This is a genomic window from Nonomuraea sp. NPDC049028 (genome assembly GCF_043197735.1).
In the GTDB taxonomy this organism is placed as follows: Bacteria; Actinomycetota; Actinomycetes; order Streptosporangiales; family Streptosporangiaceae; genus Nonomuraea.
In genome coordinates this window covers 556,016-574,288 of record NZ_JBICTR010000003.1, presented here as the reverse complement: position 1 = coordinate 574,288, position 18,273 = coordinate 556,016, and the positions used below count along the sequence as shown (strand labels likewise).

19 protein-coding genes and 1 tRNA gene are annotated in these 18,273 nt (G+C 70.6%); 8 read left to right on the top strand and 12 right to left on the bottom strand.

What is annotated here, in order from left to right; all coding sequences use genetic code 11:
* Positions 1-4: 4 nt before the first annotated feature.
* From ACGFJ2_RS13620 to ACGFJ2_RS13610, 3 genes are all read right to left on the bottom strand, one after another.
* Complete coding sequence (locus ACGFJ2_RS13620) at positions 5-1,093, bottom strand: sugar ABC transporter substrate-binding protein (protein ID WP_357950557.1); 1,089 nt, start codon at positions 1,091-1,093, stop codon at positions 5-7.
* A gap of 256 nt (positions 1,094-1,349) precedes the next feature.
* Positions 1,350-2,315: a sugar-binding transcriptional regulator gene (locus ACGFJ2_RS13615; RefSeq protein ID WP_225291924.1), complete on the bottom strand. Its 966-nt coding sequence runs from the start codon at positions 2,313-2,315 to the stop codon at positions 1,350-1,352.
* 122 nt (positions 2,316-2,437) lie between these two features.
* Positions 2,438-3,424 (bottom strand): ArsR/SmtB family transcription factor, encoded by a 987-nt coding sequence (locus ACGFJ2_RS13610; protein ID WP_393467836.1) that lies wholly within the window; start codon positions 3,422-3,424, stop codon positions 2,438-2,440.
* 111 nt (positions 3,425-3,535) lie between these two features.
* On the opposite strand from ACGFJ2_RS13610, the gene ACGFJ2_RS13605 reads away from it, so the two are divergent.
* On the top strand, positions 3,536-4,831 hold the full coding sequence (locus tag ACGFJ2_RS13605) for an MFS transporter (protein WP_393467833.1): 1,296 nt from the start codon (positions 3,536-3,538) through the stop codon (positions 4,829-4,831).
* Here ACGFJ2_RS13605 and ACGFJ2_RS13600 read toward each other — a convergent pair.
* Positions 4,797-5,777, bottom strand: a complete 981-nt coding sequence (locus tag ACGFJ2_RS13600; protein WP_393467830.1) for a LacI family DNA-binding transcriptional regulator — start codon at positions 5,775-5,777, stop codon at positions 4,797-4,799. The two genes, ACGFJ2_RS13605 and ACGFJ2_RS13600, sit on opposite strands and share 35 nt — an antisense overlap.
* A gap of 69 nt (positions 5,778-5,846) precedes the next feature.
* Here ACGFJ2_RS13600 and ACGFJ2_RS13595 point away from each other — a divergent pair, with 69 nt between their 5' ends.
* Both ACGFJ2_RS13595 and ACGFJ2_RS13590 read left to right on the top strand, forming a co-directional pair.
* Positions 5,847-7,028, top strand: coding sequence for a CynX/NimT family MFS transporter (locus ACGFJ2_RS13595; protein WP_393467828.1), 1,182 nt, complete (start codon positions 5,847-5,849; stop codon positions 7,026-7,028).
* 14 nt (positions 7,029-7,042) lie between these two features.
* Positions 7,043-7,702, top strand: coding sequence for a hypothetical protein (locus ACGFJ2_RS13590; protein ID WP_393467825.1), 660 nt, complete (start codon positions 7,043-7,045; stop codon positions 7,700-7,702).
* 15 nt (positions 7,703-7,717) lie between these two features.
* Here the strand turns inward: ACGFJ2_RS13590 and ACGFJ2_RS13585 are convergent, their stop codons facing one another.
* Positions 7,718-8,275 (bottom strand): cysteine dioxygenase family protein, encoded by a 558-nt coding sequence (locus ACGFJ2_RS13585; protein ID WP_357950575.1) that lies wholly within the window; start codon positions 8,273-8,275, stop codon positions 7,718-7,720.
* On the bottom strand, positions 8,272-9,132 hold the full coding sequence (locus tag ACGFJ2_RS13580) for an amidohydrolase (protein ID WP_358539735.1): 861 nt from the start codon (positions 9,130-9,132) through the stop codon (positions 8,272-8,274). The genes ACGFJ2_RS13585 and ACGFJ2_RS13580 overlap by 4 nt, the downstream gene beginning before the upstream one ends.
* A 213-nt stretch (positions 9,133-9,345) precedes the next feature.
* Here ACGFJ2_RS13580 and ACGFJ2_RS13575 point away from each other — a divergent pair, with 213 nt between their 5' ends.
* A complete protein-coding gene (locus tag ACGFJ2_RS13575; protein ID WP_358178344.1) occupies positions 9,346-10,350 on the top strand; it encodes a LacI family DNA-binding transcriptional regulator in 1,005 nt (334 codons plus the stop codon).
* A 166-nt stretch (positions 10,351-10,516) separates the two neighbouring features.
* Here ACGFJ2_RS13575 and ACGFJ2_RS13570 read toward each other — a convergent pair whose 3' ends face one another.
* Positions 10,517-12,064 (bottom strand): aromatic amino acid ammonia-lyase, encoded by a 1,548-nt coding sequence (locus ACGFJ2_RS13570; RefSeq protein ID WP_393467822.1) that lies wholly within the window; start codon positions 12,062-12,064, stop codon positions 10,517-10,519.
* Positions 12,065-12,069: 5 nt separating this feature from the next.
* On the bottom strand, positions 12,070-12,447 hold the full coding sequence (locus ACGFJ2_RS13565) for a phage holin family protein (RefSeq protein WP_357950586.1): 378 nt from the start codon (positions 12,445-12,447) through the stop codon (positions 12,070-12,072).
* A 154-nt stretch (positions 12,448-12,601) separates the two neighbouring features.
* Between ACGFJ2_RS13565 and ACGFJ2_RS13560 the strand changes: the two genes are divergently transcribed.
* Positions 12,602-12,877: a hypothetical protein gene (locus ACGFJ2_RS13560; RefSeq protein WP_225291914.1), complete on the top strand. Its 276-nt coding sequence runs from the start codon at positions 12,602-12,604 to the stop codon at positions 12,875-12,877.
* Between the two features lie 132 nt (positions 12,878-13,009).
* On the opposite strand, the gene ACGFJ2_RS13555 is transcribed toward ACGFJ2_RS13560, so the two are convergent.
* Both ACGFJ2_RS13555 and ACGFJ2_RS13550 read right to left on the bottom strand, forming a co-directional pair.
* Complete coding sequence (locus ACGFJ2_RS13555; RefSeq protein ID WP_357950589.1) at positions 13,010-13,789, bottom strand: FAD:protein FMN transferase; 780 nt, start codon at positions 13,787-13,789, stop codon at positions 13,010-13,012.
* A gap of 49 nt (positions 13,790-13,838) precedes the next feature.
* Entirely contained in the window at positions 13,839-14,552 is a 714-nt protein-coding gene (locus ACGFJ2_RS13550) for a hypothetical protein (RefSeq protein WP_358178338.1), read from the bottom strand.
* 52 nt (positions 14,553-14,604) lie between these two features.
* Here ACGFJ2_RS13550 and ACGFJ2_RS13545 point away from each other — a divergent pair, with 52 nt between their 5' ends.
* The 3 genes from ACGFJ2_RS13545 to ACGFJ2_RS13535 all read left to right on the top strand — a co-directional run bounded on the left by ACGFJ2_RS13545 (position 14,605) and on the right by ACGFJ2_RS13535 (position 16,295).
* Complete coding sequence (locus ACGFJ2_RS13545) at positions 14,605-14,997, top strand: OsmC family protein (RefSeq protein WP_358178336.1); 393 nt, start codon at positions 14,605-14,607, stop codon at positions 14,995-14,997.
* A gap of 251 nt (positions 14,998-15,248) precedes the next feature.
* Positions 15,249-16,172: a nucleoside hydrolase gene (locus ACGFJ2_RS13540; RefSeq protein ID WP_393467815.1), complete on the top strand. Its 924-nt coding sequence runs from the start codon at positions 15,249-15,251 to the stop codon at positions 16,170-16,172.
* Positions 16,173-16,218: 46 nt separating this feature from the next.
* Positions 16,219-16,295 (top strand) — tRNA-Lys (locus tag ACGFJ2_RS13535).
* A 131-nt stretch (positions 16,296-16,426) separates the two neighbouring features.
* Here the strand turns inward: ACGFJ2_RS13535 and ACGFJ2_RS13530 are convergent.
* Together ACGFJ2_RS13530 and ACGFJ2_RS13525 are read right to left on the bottom strand one after the other, a co-directional pair.
* Positions 16,427-17,260: an ABC transporter permease gene (locus tag ACGFJ2_RS13530; RefSeq protein ID WP_357950600.1), complete on the bottom strand. Its 834-nt coding sequence runs from the start codon at positions 17,258-17,260 to the stop codon at positions 16,427-16,429.
* A complete protein-coding gene (locus tag ACGFJ2_RS13525) occupies positions 17,257-18,222 on the bottom strand; it encodes an ATP-binding cassette domain-containing protein (protein WP_393467812.1) in 966 nt (321 codons plus the stop codon). The genes ACGFJ2_RS13530 and ACGFJ2_RS13525 overlap by 4 nt, the downstream gene beginning before the upstream one ends.
* Positions 18,223-18,273 lie beyond the last annotated feature (51 nt).

The following is an 18,273-nucleotide window of genomic DNA, read 5'->3' as shown; positions in this document are numbered from 1 at the left end:
AGCCTTACTTGATGCCGAGCTCGGCGCAGCCCTTGGCGTATTCGCCGGTGCACACTTCGCCGGCCTTCATGATGCCGCTGTCGAACAGGACCGCCTTGATGTTCTCCTTGGTCACGACCGTGGGGACGAACAGCTGGGACGGGGTGTTGTAGAGCGTGGTCTTGCCCGCGGGCTTCTTGCCCTGCATGAACTGGTAGGCGACGTCGGCCGATGCCTCCGCCACGATCTTGATCGGCTTGGAGATCGTGTTGTACTGGTCGCCGGCGATGATCCGCTGGGCGGCGGCCGGCTCGGCGTCGTTGCCCGTGACCGGCGGCACCTTCACGCCGGCCGCCTTGAACGCGGCGATCGAGCCGCCGCCGGTGCCGTCGTTGGCCGCGACCACGCCGGCGATCTGGTCCTTGAACTGCGTGATCTGGCCGCTGACCCAGGTCTGGGCCTTTTCCGGCTGCCAGTCGGGAGTGTCGTACTCGGCCAGCAGCTTGAAGCCGCTCGGGTCGATCGCGCTGTGGATGCCCTTCTTGATCAGGCCGGCCGCCGCGTCCGTGGGCGAGCCGTTGACCTCCAGGAGGCCGCCCTGGATGTTCTCCTTCTTGAGGTGGTCGACCAGGGACTGGGCGATCATGTTGCCGATCTTCTCGTTGTCGAACGAGATGTAGTAGTCGGCGGGCGTGGCCGGGATCGGCCGGTCGTAGGCGATGACCGCCACTCCCTGCGACTGCGCCGTCTTGACCATCGTGGCCGCGGCGGCCGAGTCGACCGGGTCGAGCACGATGGCCTTGACGCCCTGCGCCAGGGCCGAGTTCGCCTGTTGCTGCTGCTTGGCCGCGTCGGAGTCGGCGTTCTGGTAGATGACCGTGCAGCTCGGGCAGAGCTGCTTCATCTTGGCCTCGAACAGCGGCTTGTCCTGCAGTTCGTACCTGGTGGAGGCGAGGTCGGGCATGAGGAAGGCCACCTTGGCGTTCTCCGCGCCGCCGCCGGCCTTGGTGCCGCTGTCACCACCGGTGGAGCCGGAGCCGCAGGCGGCCAGCGCCGACCCTGCGATGACTACAACCGCGGCGAACGCGGAGGTCCGCATCTGAACTCTCTTCACGGGATATTTCCTCACTCACTACGTCCTCACGGACTCGCTGATCGCGTCGCTCCCCCGAAAACGCCACGGGAGACAAGCCGCTCACAACCGGCCACGTCCTGTGGTGTGGCTCACGCTAGCGCGAGGTCTGAATAATTGTCCAGCAAAAGTGTTCAGGGCCTAGGCCTGGTTTTGGGCAAGAAGTGGTCGTTTGGGGTTCGTTCCCGGTTTGTCGGGTGTTTATCAAGCCGTCGCTGTCAGGAGCGTCGGCTGCTTGTCAGGAACGGCGTGCCGCGGCGAGCAGGCCCTCGGCGGTCAGGACGTCGGTGACCAGCTGGTTGAAGTAGCCGCCCTTGGCGCCCGCGATGATCGACAGCACCTTCTCGGCGCCCACCGCGACGGCGATCGACGACGGGATGCGGCGTAGTTCGTGCAGGCCGGGGGCCACCAGGCGCTCGCTGCCCGGGTAGGAGACCGGCTCGCCGGCGCGGTCGTACACACGCATGCAGACGTCGCCCACGGCCTCGCGCAGGCTCTCCGCGTCGCGCGGCATGAAGGCGGGCACGACCTGCCGCATCAGCGGCGCGGAGCCGACGCCGACGATGGCGCACTTGGCGTGCGCCCACAGGTCCATGACCTTGCGTACCGACGGCTCGTGCTGGAGCGAGTAGAACAGCTCGGGCCCCGGCAGCGCGGGCGCGTACAGGTAGCTGGGCACGCCGCCGACGCGTTCGGCCAGGATGCGGGTGGTCTCGTTGGTCTGGAACCACGGCTGCGGCTCCTCCTGCCCGCCGACAGCCGGTGCGATGGTGACGCCGGGGAACTGCCCCAGCCCCTCGCGCGCGCACTCGTACACCGTGCTGCCGGACGAGACCAGCACCACGTCACCCGACTCCAGCCCGACCCCGGCCAGGGCACGGGCCAGCCCCGGCGCCAGCCAGGGGCCCAGCGCCGGGCCGCTCACCTTGGGGACCAGGTGGACGCGCCGCAGCCGCAGCGCCTCGGCCACGCTGGCGGCCAGGGGGCCGTCCTCGAGAGTGGCGGGCCGGTGCACCTTGATCTCGACGATGCCCTGGCGGCGGGCCTCGGTGAGCAGCCGGCTCACGGTCGCCCTGCTGACGCCCAGCCGCTTGGCGATGTCGGCCTGGGTGGCGTCTTCGAGGTAGTACTGGGTCGCCGCAGCGTACATGAGATCGTGCGGGAACCGGGCCTGCGCCTCTGGCGCGACATCGGCGGCCTTCATGCGCGCGCTCCCTCGGCCTGAACAGTTGTGCTGGACAGATGTGACTATACCTTCGTGCCCTCGGATCACGGGGGTATCGAGTCTGCCGAACTATCATCGGTCCTCGCGCGCGTACCCGTGCTTCAGTTGTTTCCCGCTACGAGGGCGTCGCCGAGTGGAGTGCGGGCGTACAGGACGGCGCGGCCGGTACGGGTGCCCGCGATGAGGCCGGTGCGGCGCAGGGCGGCCAGGTGGCCGCCGGTGGTGCCGAGGCTGTGCCCGAGCAGGGCCGCGAGGTGGGTGGTGGTGGCGGGCACGGCGAGCTCGGCGAGAATGCGGGCCCGGGTGCGGCCGATCAGCACCGCCAGGCCCGCCCCCGCACCCGCCGCGGGCACCTCGACGGCCGTGCCGCGGGCCGGGTACGTGAGCGCGTACGGCCAGGCGTCCTCCAGGTAGGCGCCCACGGCGGGCACGAACGCCGACGGCAGGAACAGCAGCCCCTTGCCGCCGAGCCGGTGCCGCTCGTCGCTCTGGCCCATCCGGACCTCGATGTACCCGTCGCCATGCCACCGGACCTGCTCGCTCAGGTCGTCGAGCGCGGCCGCCCAGCCGTACGCGGCGAGCCGGCCCGCCCGCTGCACCACGTCGCGTTCCAGGATCGCCTGGAAGCGCGGCCAGTCCTTGGAAAGGATCTCCGTCCACAGCGTCTCGTAGGCGTCGGCCAGCACCTGGACGACGTCGGGTCCGAGCAGCAGCTCCCTGGTCCACTCCGGCACGGGTGGCCGCTGGGCCAGGACCGAGGCGATCTCGGCGTGCGCCTGCTCGACCGGAGTCGTGCGCATGGCGGCCAGCTCGGTCTCGAACGGCACGCTCATCCCGGCGGGCGGCGGCGCGATGAAGTCGACGTTGCCGGTGCCCTTGTTGCCGGTGATCGCCGCCATGGCGCGCAGGGCGGGGAGGCGGCCGGCGAGCTCCTTGTACCGCTCGTGCCACCTGTCCACCCACCGCCGGTGCGCGCCCGCCCTGGTCCGCCCTTCGAGCACCCACTGCGCGTGCATGGTCTCGATCAGCGGCGAGATGGCGAACCGGCTGGCCACCACGTCCTGCGGAGTGACCTCGATCCTGAACACCTTTCGTTTATATCCGAAAGATTCGCCCTGGCCGGGCGTGGTCCCGCAGCATCGTGACCGGCGGCTCCGAGACCTCCCTCCGGAGCCGCCCTTTCACGATGGGGGTGCGGGTTGACCGAGCGTGGGGCCACCTTCGGGCAGGTGTTCGCGGTACGGGAGTTCCGGGTGCTGTTCGGCAGCTTCGCGCTGCTGATCTCCGGGGACTCGATCAAGATGCTGGCGCTGTCGGTGCTGGTGTACGCGGAGACGGGGTCACCGGGGCTCTCGGCCGCCGCGTACATGGTCGGGTGGCTGCCGTACATCCTGGGCGGGATGTTCCTGCTCTCGCTGGCCGATCGGCTGCCGCCTCGGGCGGTGATGGTCGCGGGGGAGCTGGTCAGGGTGGTGGTGTGCCTGCTGCTGGCCTTCGCCGGACTGCCGGTGCCGGTGATGCTCGGGCTGGTGCTGGTGACGGGGTTGTTCGCGCCGGTGTTCGGGGCGGCGCGCAGTGCGTTGCTGCCGGACGTACTGCCCGGGGACGCGTTCGTGCTGGCCCGGTCGCTCATGGGGGTTACTTCGGCGGGCGCCCAGATCGCCGGGCTGGCCGTAGGGGGTGCCTTCCTGGCGGTCACGGGGCCGCGCGGGGCGCTGGCGATCACGGCAGGGCTCTCGGCGGTGGCCGCCCTGGTGCTCCGGTACGGCCTGCCTTACCGGCCCGGCCGGGGCGCGGCTGCCGGTAGTACGGCGGCTGGTGGCGCGGCGGTGGGTGGTGCGGAGGCGGCTCGCGGCGCGGGCGGCGGGGCCGTGCGGGTGACTCTGCGGGTGAATCGGTCACTGCTGGTCGATCGGCGGGTGCGGGGGCTGCTGCTGGCGAGCTGGCTGCCGAGCACGTGCATGGCCGGGGCCGAGGCGATGGTCGTGCCCTATCTGGGCGGTCAGGGGCAGGCGGGGGCGGTGCTGGCGGCGGCGGCCGGTGGGATGGCGGTCGGGGAGTTCGCGGTGGGGCGGTTCGCGGCTCCGGCGGTCAGGGAGCGGCTGTCGCTGCCGCTGGCGGTGCTGATCGGGCTGCCGTGGCTGGCCTTCCTGGCGGCGCCCGGCGTGGCGTGGGCGGCGGTGCTGGCCGCCGTGTCCGCCGCCGGGGTGTCCTACCAGCTCGGGTTGCAGCGGCGCTTCGTGGATTCGGTGCCGGAGGAGGCGCGCGGCCAGGCGTTCGGGCTGCTGTCGGCCGGGCTGATGACCGGGCAGGCGATCGGCGCGGCGCTGATCGGTGTCCTGGGGGAGGCGATCGGCCCGGGACCGGCGATCTTCGCGGCGGGCATCGCGGGCGTCCTCGTCGCCCTGGCCCTGTCCGGCGCCCTACGCCCGGAAGCTCGCCCCGTCTCCGCCTCGGAGGTCACGGAGGTAGTTCGCCCGAGCCGCGGGGGATGAGGCGTACCGGCAGCTCGACGTGCTCCGACGGCCCGCCGTCCCCCGCCAGGCGGCGGAACAGCAGCTCGGCGGCCACCCGGCCCATCCCGGCCGGGTCCTGGGCCACCACCGTCACGCCGGGCGTCAGCAGGTCGGCCAGCTCGAAGTCGTCGAACCCGACCAGCCCCATCCGCCGCCCGCCCAAGGCACGCAGCGCCGTCACGGTGAGCCGCCCGTTGCCGGTGAACAGGGCGGTCGGCGGCGCGTCGAGCGCCAGCATGCGCTCCAGGTCGTCCCGGACCGTCTCGGGCGTGGGGGCACGCATCGCCACCAGCCGGGGATCGAAGAGCGGGCCGAGGGCCGCGCGGTAACCCGCCAGCCGCTCGGCCGCCGTGTAGATCGACGGATGGTCGCCGAGCATGGCGATCCGCCGGTGGCCGTGCGCCAGGAGGTGGCCGACGGCCTCCCTGGCGCCGCCCGCGTTGTCGCTGAGCACGGTGTCGACGTCCAGCCCTGGTCCGGGCGGCCGGTCGGCGAACACCGCGGGCGTCCCGGCGTCGAGCTCGGGACGCAGATAGGAGTGGTCGTCACCGGCCGGCACCACGATCAGACCGTCGACCCGGCGGGCGCAGAAGGTGCGTACCAGCTCGCGCTCCCTGGTCGGCTTCTCGCCGGACGAGCCGCTCAGCAGCAGGCAGCCCTCGACGATGACCACGTCCTCGACCGCCCGGCTCAGCCCCGCGTAGAACGGGTCGGCGACGTCCTCGATGACCAGCCCGACGGTCGCGGTGCGGCCCCTGCGCAGCACGCGGGCGCTCTCGTTGCGGCTGTAGCCCAGCCGGTCGATGGCCTCGCGCACCCGTTCGGCCGTCGCCGGGTTGACGCCCGGCTCGCCGTTCACGACGCGCGAGACCGTCTTGAGCGCCACCCCGGCTGCCGTGGCGACATCCTTCATCGTCGGTCTCACCCTTGGATCCTTTCCCAAGTAGGACGGCCAGACAACGTTGTCAGAGCGTTATGCGAGAGTAGAGGTTCTATGCCCCTGAGATCCGCACTCCTCGTCGCCGGGTTCGTGCTGGCCGCGCTGAACCTGCGGCCCGCGATCGCCGGCATCTCCCCGCTCCTCGACGAGATCATGAACGACGTGGGCCTCACGCCCGCCGCCGGCGGCGGGATCACCACGGTGATGGTGGTCTGCCTGGGCGTGTTCGGGCCGATCGCGCCGCTGCTCGCGCGCCGGATCGGGCTGGACCGCACGCTGCTTGCCGGGCTCCTCGTGCTGGCCGCCGGCGTGGTGCTGCGCGGTCTCGACGACATCCCCGCGCTGTACGCGGGCTCGGCGATCGCGGCCACCGCCATCGCCGTGATGAACGTGGCCATGCCCGGCATCACCAAGGAATATTTCCCCGACCGGGTCAATCTGATGACCGGCGTCTACAGCTCCGCGATCGTGGGCGGCGCCGCGACCGCCTCGGCACTGGTCATCCCCGTCGAGCACGCCACGGGCTACGGCTGGCGCGGTATGTCGGCGCTGATGGCCGTACCCGCGCTGCTGGCCGCGTTGCTCTGGCTGCCGCAGGCGCTGCGCGGGCAGGCGGGGCCGCAGGGCGGGCCGCGGCCGTTCGGGGTGGTGCTGCGCAGCCGGGTCACCTGGTACGTGACCGCGCTGATGGGCCTGCAGTCGTTCACCTTCTACGTGCTGCTGGCCTGGCTGCCGACGATCTTCCATGACGCCGGGCTGCCCGCCGACCAGGCCGGCTACCTGCTCAGCGTGACGAACCTGGTCCAGGTGGGCGCCACGCTCGGCGTGCCGATCCTGGCCGGGCGGCGGCCGTCGCAGGTGCCGTTCGTGATCGGGGCGGGGCTGCTGACCGTGGCCGGGTACCTCGGCATGTTGCTGGCCCCGGTCGCCGCGCCGTGGCTGCCGTGGCTGTGGATGGTCGTGCTCGGGGTCGGGCAGGGGGCCTCGTTCGCGCTGGCGCTGCTGCTGATCGCGCTGCGTGCGCCCGACCCGGCGTCGGTGACCGCGTTGTCGTCGGTGGCGCAGTCGGTGGGGTACGCGGTGGCCGCGCTGGGGCCGGTGCTGTTCGGGCTGCTCAGGCAGGTGTCCGGCGGGTGGACGGTGCCCTTGCTGACGGGGCTCGGGGTGCTGGGGGCGCAGCTCCTGGCCGGCTGGTTCGCGGGACGCCCTGCTACGTTGGGTAAGGCTTACCGGTAGTGGAAGGACTTCACGTGCTCACGGAGGCGCTCCAGCGGTTGGCCGACGAGCGCGGCGGGGTGATCGGGGTCGAACCCGGCCTGGTCATCACGCCGGACGAGACCTGGACGGCCGCCTCGGAGCTGCTGCGCCCGCCGTACACCCTGCTGGAGGAGCTGGTCGACCAGACGGCGGCGCGCTGGAGCGCCCCGCGCCACGTCGGTGCCGCGCTGTTCTGGAAGACCTACGGCTACTGGCACACGCTGCCGATGGCGCTCGGCTGGGCGCTCGACGGGCGGGTGCCGACCATGCGGCCGGCCGAGACGTACTTCAAGGTGTCCGGGGCGGGGGTGACGATCGCGGCCTCCCGCGTGAGCTGGGGCTCCGGCGTCGCGCCGATCAGGCGGGCGCTGGCCGAGTCGCAAGAGCCGCTCGTACGCGTGCTCAGCCGGATGGCCAGAGTGGGTGAGCGGACGCTCTGGGGTTCGACCGCGGAGGCGTTCGCCCACCCGTTGACGCAGTTCGTGGCGGGTGACTACATGGCGCTGCTGGCCGAGATCGGCAAGCCGGTCGACGGGCTGATCGAGCCCGCCGACGACGGCTACTTCCGCAGGACCTGCTGCCTGTGGATCGCGCTGCCCGACGTGGAGCCCTGCGCGAGCTGCTGCGTGCTCAGGCCACCACGCCGTTCCTAGCCACTACGGCCTCTCCTAGGCCACCACGGCGTCGTCCATCGGACGAAGCTCGTCCGCGTAGCTGACCGAGACGCGGCGCATGACGCCGGTGTCGTCGATGGAGTACTGGCCGAGCCGCCACAGCGGCGGCGAATAGGCGTGGATCGAGACGCTGTTGTCCACGGCGCCGTTGAGCCGGTGGATGTGGTCCGGGCCGAACGAGAACGACTGACCCTCCGACACCACGGTCTCCAGGTGCTCGCCGCCGATGCGCGGGTTGCACTCCAGCAGCGCCCCCTGGACCACGTGGACCGCGCCCGAGGAGATGTCGTGGTCGTGCCAGCCCGTGTCGTCCTCGGGCCGCCAGCACAGGAGCCAGACGTCGACGTAGGCGTCACGGTAGAGCGAGGCGTAGTGCCGGCCGCCGTCGGCGGGGAACTCCACCTGTTCGCGCCACTCGGCCGGGTTGGCCGCCAGCTCGTTCACCAGCTGGCGCAGCTCGCGCCGGTCCAGTGTGCGCTCCGGGAGCTGAGCACAGGCACCCCCGTCCTGGGTCTGGTTAATGCCGGGGTGCTCGATGGTCTGCTCGCTCACGTACGGGTCTCCTTTCGGCCGAGTAGACGACGGGGATTGGTGACCCGGATGGCGTGGGCGGCTGCCTCGCCGAGTCCCGGGTCTGGTGCGGTGGCGTAGGGGGCGTCGGAGCCGTTGACCACGACGTCGACGCCGAGCTCGCGGACGATCGCGTCGATCGCGCGCGGGCCGTACGAGGAGGTCTCCACGAAGCAGCCGGGGTCCACCAGGCCGCGGCCCGTGCCGCCCCTCGCGATCAGTCGCTCCGAGTGGAGCGGGGCCAGCCCGGCCAGCAGCGCGAAACACACGCGCAGCCTGGGGTGGCGCGGTCTGACGACCGCGTGGAAGTAGTGCCACGACGCGTGCATCTGCTGGACGTACGGCACGAGCGCGGGCCACCAGGACGGTGTGCCGGGCGTGGCCGCGGCCGGGCCCGGATGGACGAACAGCGGCAGGTCCCGCTCCGTGAGCACGTCCAGCAGCCGGTCGTCGGGCAGGGCCGTCGCCGGGATCTGCAGCCCGGCGAACCCGCGGTCGAGGTCCTTGGCCAGGCGCTCGGGGTCGGGCTCGCTGTGGCAGGTCGAGGCCCACGCGCCGAACGGCTCGGGCAGCCCGAGCGCGCCCTCGTGGTAGGCGTCGAGCAGCGGCCACGCCTCCTCCGGAGGCAGGAACTCGATGCCGAGCGGGCTGGACAGCGAGACCAGGGCCAGCTCCAGCCCGGTGACGTCCCGGTCGGTGTGGTCTGCGGGGTCGACCTCGTAGGGCGGTTCGCCGTCGAGGATCAGCGTCCAGCCGTCGAGGTAGGGGGGTGCGGTCCGATCGCGGAGCGCTTCGACGAATGTTCCGGTCCACAAATGCTGATGGATGTCGATGATCACGACCACACCTCCCTCTATTTCCTACTAGTATTGCAGGTAAACCTATCACGCTGGAACTTCGAGACTGTGAACCGTTTCAGTGATACGGTTCAGTGAACCGTTTCACCGGACAAATGTCAACGGTTGGCCGCATGCCCCACGAGGGGGACAAACCCCGCCGGCGGCCTCTTCGGCATGCGAGCTTCTGTCGGTGCCACGCAATAGGCTGACTAGATGCCACGGAAGAGAGCGACGATCCGGGAAGTGGCCCAGGCGACCGGTCTGTCGCCGGCCGCTGTCTCCTACGCGCTGCGTGGCATGCAGGTCTCCGAGGAGACCATGGAGCGGGTCCGCGCCGCCGCCGCCGAGCTCGGCTACGAGGCCGACCCCATCGCCAGGGCCCTGGCCAGCGGGCGCACCAACATGATCGGGCTGCTCTGCGGCTCGCTCGAGGACCTCTGGCAGCAGTCGCTGGCCGTCGGCATCAGCAGGGGCCTGCGGGAGAAGGACCGCTACGCGCTGATCCTCGACGCGGTCGGCGACCCGGCCCGCGAGCGGGCGCTGGCCCAGCAGCTGCGCGACCAGCGGGTCGACGGCATGATCGTGCAGCCCGTCGATCCGGCGGCGCCGTTCTGGTCGGAGCTGTGCGAGTCGCTGCCGGTGGTGGCGATCGGTGACTCACTGGCGGGCACGGCCGGCGAAGTGGTCTTCGACAACCGCGGTGGCGTCACCCTCGCGCTGGAGCACCTCCACGCGATGGGCCACCGGCGGATCGCCCTCCTGACGCCGACCATGACCAGCACTCCCGACCGCCCCGCCGACGTGCTCGTCACCGCCGAAGCCGACCGCCTCGGCCTCGACATCGTGGTGGCCACCGCGCCCCACGGCCTGGCGGCGGCCACCGACGCGGCCCACCGCATCCTCGACGCGCACCGGCCCAGCGCGGTGTTCTGCTTCGCCGACTCGATCGCCTATGGCGTCTACGCGGCGGCGGCGGAGCTGGGGCTGTCGATCCCGGGCGACGTCTCGGTCATGGGTTACGACAACCACCCGATGTCGGGCCTGCTCACACCGGGGCTCACAACGGTCGACTGGGACATCGACGGCATCGTGCGGGCTGCGGTCCGCCTCATGTCGGCGGCGGCCGACGGGGGGACGCGGCGTCGGCGGGTGGTGCAGCAGCCGACGCTTCGCGAACGCGGCTCGGTGGGGCAGCTGCCGGTCGTGGGCGGTCCGTAGCGGCGGGACTGCCTGTCTTCGGCGGGTCGGCGGCTGTGGGGGCGGGCGGGGTGTTGTCGTCGGTGGGTCGTGGTGACTGGCTGCCTGTCTACTGGCCGTGGGCCGGGCTGTGGCGGTGAGCAGACGGGGTCTTCCGCGGGCCGTAACGGCGGGATGTCTGTGCCGGTCAGCGGCCGTCTTCCTGGAGGTCCTCAGCCCCGTACGGTGGGTGGCGGGTGCCCACCGCTTGCCGTACAAGATCGAAAGGTTGTGAGATCAGCGCCCGTGCGGCGTCGAGGTCATCCGAGAGGGGACGGTCGGGGACATCGGGGCCTCTTGTGGCGGCGACGCGCTCGCAGGCGAGCACGATCTCCAGCGGCTCCACGCAGCGCAGGGCATAGCGCGCGGCCTGCGTCGCGAACCCCGCGTGATCCTCTGTCCCCCGGGAGATGACGGCGGTCGCGGCCGTGACCGGGTTCGCCAGGTGGCGCAGCTCGGCCAGCGCGTCCTGGGCCACGTACTCCAGGATCAACGCCCCCGACCCGCCCGGCCGCGCCGCCAGGAACGGCAGCCGCCCCGTGTAGGCGGGCTCCATGAGCGTCGCCAGCCTGGCCACGCTGAGCTGGGCCGTCGGTACCAGCGCCGCGCGCAGCGCGTCGAGGGCCAGCGCGACCGGCGCCGAGTGGAAGTTTCCGTTGTGCCAGGCCAGCGAGTCGGCGATGAGCGGGTTCTCGGTGGCGGCGTTGAGGTCGGTCTCGACGACGCTCTCGGCGCGGCCGAGCGCGTCCAGTGCGGCACCGTGCACCTGGGCGAACGCGCGGTAGCCGTACGGGTCCTGGAGGCGGGCGGCGAACTCCCGCGAGAGCAGCCCGCGCAGGCGGGTGGCCGTGGCGGCCTGGCCGGGGTGGGGTCGGGCCTCCTGTACGGCGGCGGCCAGCGGCTCGGCCGAGGCCGCTACGGCGACGAAGCTGAAGGCCGCCACGTCGACGGCGGCGTCGAGCAGGACGCGCAGCCGGTGCACGGCGATGGCGGCGTCGGCCAGCGTCGCGGCCCCGGAACTGATGAACGGCAACGCGTCACTGGAGGCCAGCGGATAACGGGGCCCGCTGACCGAAACCGTCGTTCCCTCCGCCGTCGCTCCCTCCGCGGCGGTCGGTCCGTCTGTGGTCGCCGATCCCTGCCCGGCCGTCGCTCGTTCCCCAGCAGCCGACCTGTCCGTGACCGTCGGTTCCTGTCCGGCTATGGGTCCCTGCCGGGAGGTGGGTTCCTGGGGAGAGGTGGGTCCCTGCCAGGGAACTTCGCCCAGGAGGCACAGCGCGGTGGTGGCGAGGGCGGTCAGGTCGCCGGTGCCGATGGCGCCGTACGTGCGGATCGGGGGTGTGAAGCCGTCGTTGATCGCCTCCGCCAGCACCGGCAGCACGCCGGGATCGACGCCCGAGCCGCCCGCCAGCAGCTGATTGAGCCGTACCACCAGCATCGCCCTGGCCTGTTCTGGCGCCACGAGCGGCCCCGCCCCGCCCGCGTGGCTGCGCAGCAGGTCGAACCCGCCCTCCTCGACGGCCACGTCCTTGTTGGCCCCGACCCCGGTGCTCTGCCCATAGACGGGGCCGGTCAGCTCCTGGGCGGCCCGCCACGCGGCCCGGGCCCGATCCAGTGAGGAGATCGTGACCCGGGCCGCGCCGTACGCCGCCGCATGGACCTGCGCGCAGGTCAGACCGGCACCGTCGAGCTCCACCGAGCTCAATCGTTGTCGGGGATGAACAGGCCGAGCAGCCAGCTGACGACGCTGATGATGATCGCGCCCCAGAAGGCGGCCGGATAGAAGTTGGCGACATGGAAGGGGATGTCGAGCTGGCCGGAGATCCAGCTCGTCAGTAGCAGCATGGCCGCGTTGATCACGAGGAGGAACAACCCCAGCGTCAGCACGATCAGCGCGCAGCCCAGCGTTTTGATGATCGGCTTCACGATGGCGTTGATGAGGCCGAAGATCAGGGCGACGATGAGCAGGGTGCCCCAGTATTTGGGGGTGTTCGACCCGGCGATCTGAATGCCAGGGACGAACTGGATGGCGACCCAGAGGGCGACCGCGGCCGCCAGGGTTCTGATGATGAATCTCACGCTGGTTGATCCTCCCATTACCGATCGGTGCTCCGATAGAGGCACTCCGTGATGAGCGGATATGTGCCACCCAGCCACCCACTGTGATAGGCGTTGTCGATAGGCGTTACCGAGGGCCAACGCTGGGAAGAGGCAGTCGGGGGAAGGGAGCGAGATGGACTCGGATGGATTCGAATCGCTGTCGGCCAGCGAGCTGCACGATCGCGCGGTCAGCTACGCCGTACGCCACGGCGATCTGGGCTTTCTGTGGAATCTGTTGCGGGTGATCCCGGCGGCCGAGGCCGCCAGCGGTCACGACACGGAGACCGCCAACGACCTCAGCCGGGTGTCCGCGCTGCTCAGCGATGCCCTGGCGGCCGGCGAAGGCGAGCTCGGCGAGGCTCTGCGGCCGGTCTACATCGAATATCTGAGCAAGCATCCCGAGGCCTAGCGCTTCCAACCCACAGCTGTTCTGTTCCACACCAATCGAAAGCCGCGCGACCGGCAAAGCCGCGCGACCGGCAAAGCCGCGCGACCGGCGAAGCCGCGCGAGCGGCGAAGCCGCGCCGCCCGAAAGGCCGCCTCAGCCCGCCAGGAGGGCTTCCGGGCTGCTGTAGGCGGCGAAGCCGGGTGTGGTGATGACCTCCTGGCCGTCACGGCCGATGATCATCGTCTGGTACGGCCCGGCCGCCGCGAGTTCCATGGCGAAGCGCCTGCCCAGCACCGGCCCCATGGCGTACATCGCCGTCGCGTAGGCGTCGGCGGCGCCCAGGTCGGGGCCGAGCACGGTGACCGACCCGAGGGTGTCCTGCTTGATTCCGGTGCGCGGATCGACGACCTTCGCGCCGCCCGTGGTGGCGATGCCCAGGTCGTGGGTGAACACGACGGTGCGCACCCGATCGGTACGCGGATCGCGCACGCCGATCTGCCAGCGCTTGCCGGGGGCGGCCGAGCCGCGCACCCTGATGTCCCCACCGGCGTTGATGCGGTGATCGACGGCGCCGGCGTTGGTCAGCGCGCGGGAGAGCCGTTCGAGCGCCCAGCCCTTGATGTAGCCGGAGGCGTCTATGACGCCGTTGATGCGGGACTCGAACCACCCGCCGGTCGCCTCGCTGAGTTCGTCGCAGCGATGCAGCACCTCGATGAGCTCCGGGACCTGCCGGATGGTCCCGCCGCGGTTCAGCGCGCTGATCTGGCTGCTCTCCCTGTCGGGGTTGAACGTCTCGTCCACCCAGCGCAGCCAGGCGAAGGCGTCGTCGAGTACGGGGGCCAGCTCGCGCCGTGGCAGGGCAGTACGGATGTCCACGCTGACCGGTATGCCCATGACCATTTCGACACGGGCGCTTCCGGGGAAAGTCGTCACCTTGCCTCCTTGTTCGCAGCAACCGTCCCACGGCGCGCGTAATGCCTGGTTAAACCCTAGGCTTGCGTTTGAACCGAGTTGTTCTGACCTGCGCCTTTGGTACGGATAGCCGGGTCAGGGCGCCCCGGACGTACCGCTGGAAGGGCCGGGGTCCGGCGACGATCACGGTGCGTTCGGCGATGTCGGGCACCTGGCGCCGCAGCCCCGAGGCGCTGAGCCGCTCCTTGGCCCGGGGGTCGTGCTCCTCGCCCTCGACGAGTACCAGGCCGTGCTCGGCCTCCAGCTCGCGCAGCTCGTCGGTCACCCGGTCGGTCCGGTAGACGGTCACGGTGTCGCCCGTGCGGGTGGCGAGCAGGTCGCGCAGCCCGGCGGGTTCGAGGTCGGCGACGATGAGCAGGGAGCCCCGTGTGGTGGCCCGTACGCCGTGGTGCCAGACGGCCATCACGGCCGCGATGCCGTACAGGAGGAGCGAGCCGGTGCGGCTGGCGCTGGTCACATAGGCGGTGGAGCTGAGCTGGTGCGTCACCAGCAGCGTGCCCGCCACGTACCCGGCCAGGCGCAGGCGCCGCCTGACCTGCTCCGAACGGAGGAGTTCCGGCGCCCTGGCGGACAGCAGCCCGAGCGTCACCAGCAGTCCGGCGACGGCCCACGCGGAGGGGCGCCACGGGTAACCGAACCCCGGTTGGATCGCCCCGAACTCCGCGACCGCCACACCGCACCAGAACACGATGAGAGGCTGATTCGCCTTTGCCTCGCTAGCCATGGGATAGACGATGCTCGCCGAACATGAGAGTCGTCTGAGTAGTGTCTAAAACATGGCTAACGTACGTGTTGAGCGGACCGAAGACGGCGGATTCCGGGCGACGAACGCCCGTGGCGCGGAGGTACGGATCGGGACCGGCGACGAGGAGGGCGCGTTCACGCCCGTCGAGCTGCTGCTCGCGGCGGTGGGCGGGTGCAACATCGTGACCGTGGAGCCCCTGACCGCCAAGCGCGGGCAAAGGCTGATCCGTCTGGCGATGACCGTCGAATCGGAGAAGGTCGAGCCGAACCTGCTGGGTCCCGTCACGGTGACCTATGACGTCGAAGTCCCCTCTGAGCAGGCGGATGAGGTCTTCCGGGCGGTAGCGGATCGGGTGCACGCGAAGTACTGCACGGTCAGCCGCTCCCTCCAGGAGGGTACGGAGGTCCGTTTGGTAATCCCGTAACCGGATTAGGCGGACATTCGACCCCCCCTATGGCACGTTCGTTGCATTCGTCTCGGTAGTGTCGAGGCAGGTCAAGAGTCCTGCGACTGACTTGCAGACTTTTACCGAAGAGCGGACGCGGAGGGGGACCGTCGTTCGCAGTGCGGGACCGCCGACGTTTTTGGGGGAAAGCGTCGGCCTGGACCGCCCTCGGTCGGGGCCGGACAGTTGGGGGACTGTCCGGCCCCGATTCATGCGTATTGTTCGGTTCTGTGACAAAGGTCCTCATTGACTGCGATCCCGGCATCGACGACGCGCTGGCCCTGGCGCTGGTGGCGGGCACCCCGGCCCTCGAACTCGTGGGCATCACCACGGTAGGCGGCAACGTCGACCTCGCGCTGACCACGGCCAACGCGCTGGCACTCAGGGAATTTCTCGACCTCGGCGACGTTCCGGTCGTTCCGGGCAGCGCGGGCGCGCTGGTGTGCCCCACGGTCCGCGCCGCCGACATCCATGGCCTGTCCGGCCTCGGCGACGCCGTCCTCCCACAGGCGACGCGCCCCGTTTCCGACGGCCACGCCGTGGACTTCATCGTGCAGAGCCTGCGAGCCGCTCCGGGCGAGATCACGCTGGTCGCCATCGGCCCGCTGACCAACATCGCGCTGGCCGTACGCCGGGAGCCACGCGTCGTGGAGTGGGCCCGCGACTTCGTGATCATGGGCGGCTCCTTCACCCGCGGCAACACGACCCCCGCGGCGGAGTTCAACATGAAGGCCGACCCGGAGGCGGCCGCCATCGTCTTCGACGCCGGCTGGACGGTGAAGATGCTCGGCCTCGACGTGACCCTCACGGCCGCGGTGACCACCGAGGTCCTGGACCGGATGCGTCCGCTCGGCCGGCTGTCCGACCTGCTGGTCCCGGCCGCCCAGTCCTACGGCGAGGTCAAGGCCGACTCCGGACCGGCCATCCATGACGCGTGCGCCGTGGCGTACGTGCTCGACCCCACGCTTTTCACCTGCGTACCGGCGCGGGTGGACGTGGAGACGATCGGCCGGCACACCTCGGGAATGACGGTCACCGACTTCAAGCTCCGTGACGCGCGGCCCAACGCCCTGGTGGCCACATCGCTGGATGTGAAGCGGTTCTGGGAGACGGTGCTGGAGGCCTACGAGGGGCTGGGCGAGCGGCTCGGATGATGTGCTGGGTGGTGCGCGGTGGCTGCTAGAGTTACTTCTGTTGCGGGCGCCGCTAGCTCAGTTGGTTAGAGCAGCTGACTCTTAATCAGCGGGTCCGGGGTTCGAGTCCCTGGCGGCGCACCAGCGAAGGTCTTCTGGCCAGGTAAAACCGCCTAGTTCGCTAGGCGGTTTTACTGTTTTCTGGGCCGGGACCGACTTCTTCAGGCGGTGACACTCCACACCCATAACCCCGCCGTCGCTGAAAAAGACCGGCTCTACCGGGTGGTTCGCTGGAATCTCCATGTCGCCAGCGGGATGAAGACGACGAGGATGGCGATGGACCAGGCCAGGGTGGCGGTGAGGGGGTGCTGCAGCGGCCATGATCCCTCTGCGGGGGTGATGGTGGGGTTTCCGAAGAGTTGGCGGCTGGCGGCGACGAGGGCGCTGATGGGATTCCAGTCGGCGATGAAGCGTAGCCAGGCGGGCATGCCGTCGGTGGGGACGAAGCTGTTGGACAGCGCCGAGATCGGGAAAAGGATGGGGATGAGCGCGTTCGCGGTCTCGGGGCTGATGGAGAGGCCGACGGTGACGCCGATCCAGCTGACCGCGAAGCGGACGAGAAGGATGAGGCCGAATCCGGCCAGTGTGGCGGCCAGGCCGTTGTGGGCTCGCCAGCCGACCAGGAGTCCCACGCCGGCCATCATGGCGGTGGTGACGATGCCGGTGGCCAGATCGGCGAGGGTGCGGCCGAAGGGGATGGCCGATCGTGCCATGGGCATGGAGCGGAATCGGTCCATGACGCCTTCGGCGATGTCCTTGGAGATGAGCAGGGCGCTGGCGATGACTCCGGTGATAGCGGTCATGGCGAACAGCCCCGGCATGAGATATTCGCGGTAGCTGCCGCCGCCCGGCACGTTGATGGCGCTTCCGAAGACGTAGCCGAACAGAAGCACCATGATGACCGGGACGATCATCGCGCCGACCAGTTCGCCGGGGTGGTGGCGGAGTTGGCTGAACTCCCGGCCGGCCACCGCCCATCCGTCGCGGATGGCCCAGCCCAGCCGGGAGAGCGGGCCCGCGACCGCGGGCGCTGCGGATGTGGACGTCACGGTGTCTCCTGCTCTTCGGTGGTGGTGTGGCCGGTCAGACGGAGGAAGACGTCGTCGAGAGTCGGTCTGCGCAGGGTGATGTCCTCGACGGTGACGTCTGCCGCGTCCAGCGCGCGGACGGCGGTCAGCAGGTCGTCCCTGGCGCCTTCGGTCAGCGCGCTGACCCGGCGGGCACCCGGGGTGATGTGGGGTTCGGTGGTGAACGCCCGGGCGAGTGCCGCTGCGGCGGCCGGCAGGGTGGCCGGATCTTCGACCACGACCTCGATGCGTGCGCCGCCGATGCCGGCTTTGAGGTCGGTAGGGGTGCCGTCGGCGATCAGCCGGCCGCGGTCGATGACCGCGATCCGGTCGGCGAGCTGGTCGGCCTCGTCGAGATATTGCGTCGTCAGGAGCACCGTGGTCCCGTCGCGGACCAGGCCGCGGACCAGGTCCCAGACCTGGTTGCGGCTGCGTGGGTCCAGCCCGGTGGTCGGCTCGTCGAGAAACAGCACGGCCGGCTCGATCATGAGGCTGGCCGCCACGTCCAGGCGGCGCCGCATGCCGCCGGAGTAGGTCCGCACCACCCGTCCGGCGGCCTCTAACAGGTCGAACCGAGCCAGCAGTTCCTCGGCACGCTGCCGGATCAGTTGTCCCGGCAGATGGTAGAGGCGGCCGAACAGGCGTAGGTTCTCTCGTCCCGTCAACTTCTCGTCCACGGCGGAGAACTGGCCGGTCAACCCGATCTGATAGCGCACCGCGGTGGCCTGGCGGACGACATCGTGTCCGGCCACCCGGGCGGTGCCGGCGTCCGGCCGCAGAAGGGTCGACAAGATCCGGATCATCGTCGTCTTGCCCGCGCCGTTGGGGCCGAGCAGGCCGTAGACGGTGCCGGTCGGAACGGACAGATCAACGTCCTGCAGGGCGGTCGTCGAGCCGAAGCGTTTCACGATGCCGCGCGCTTCGACAACGGGCTGCATTGTCATACCTGCTCCCAGAGAGTTGCGAGTGGCGGAGGGCTTCTCCGGCGGCGGAGC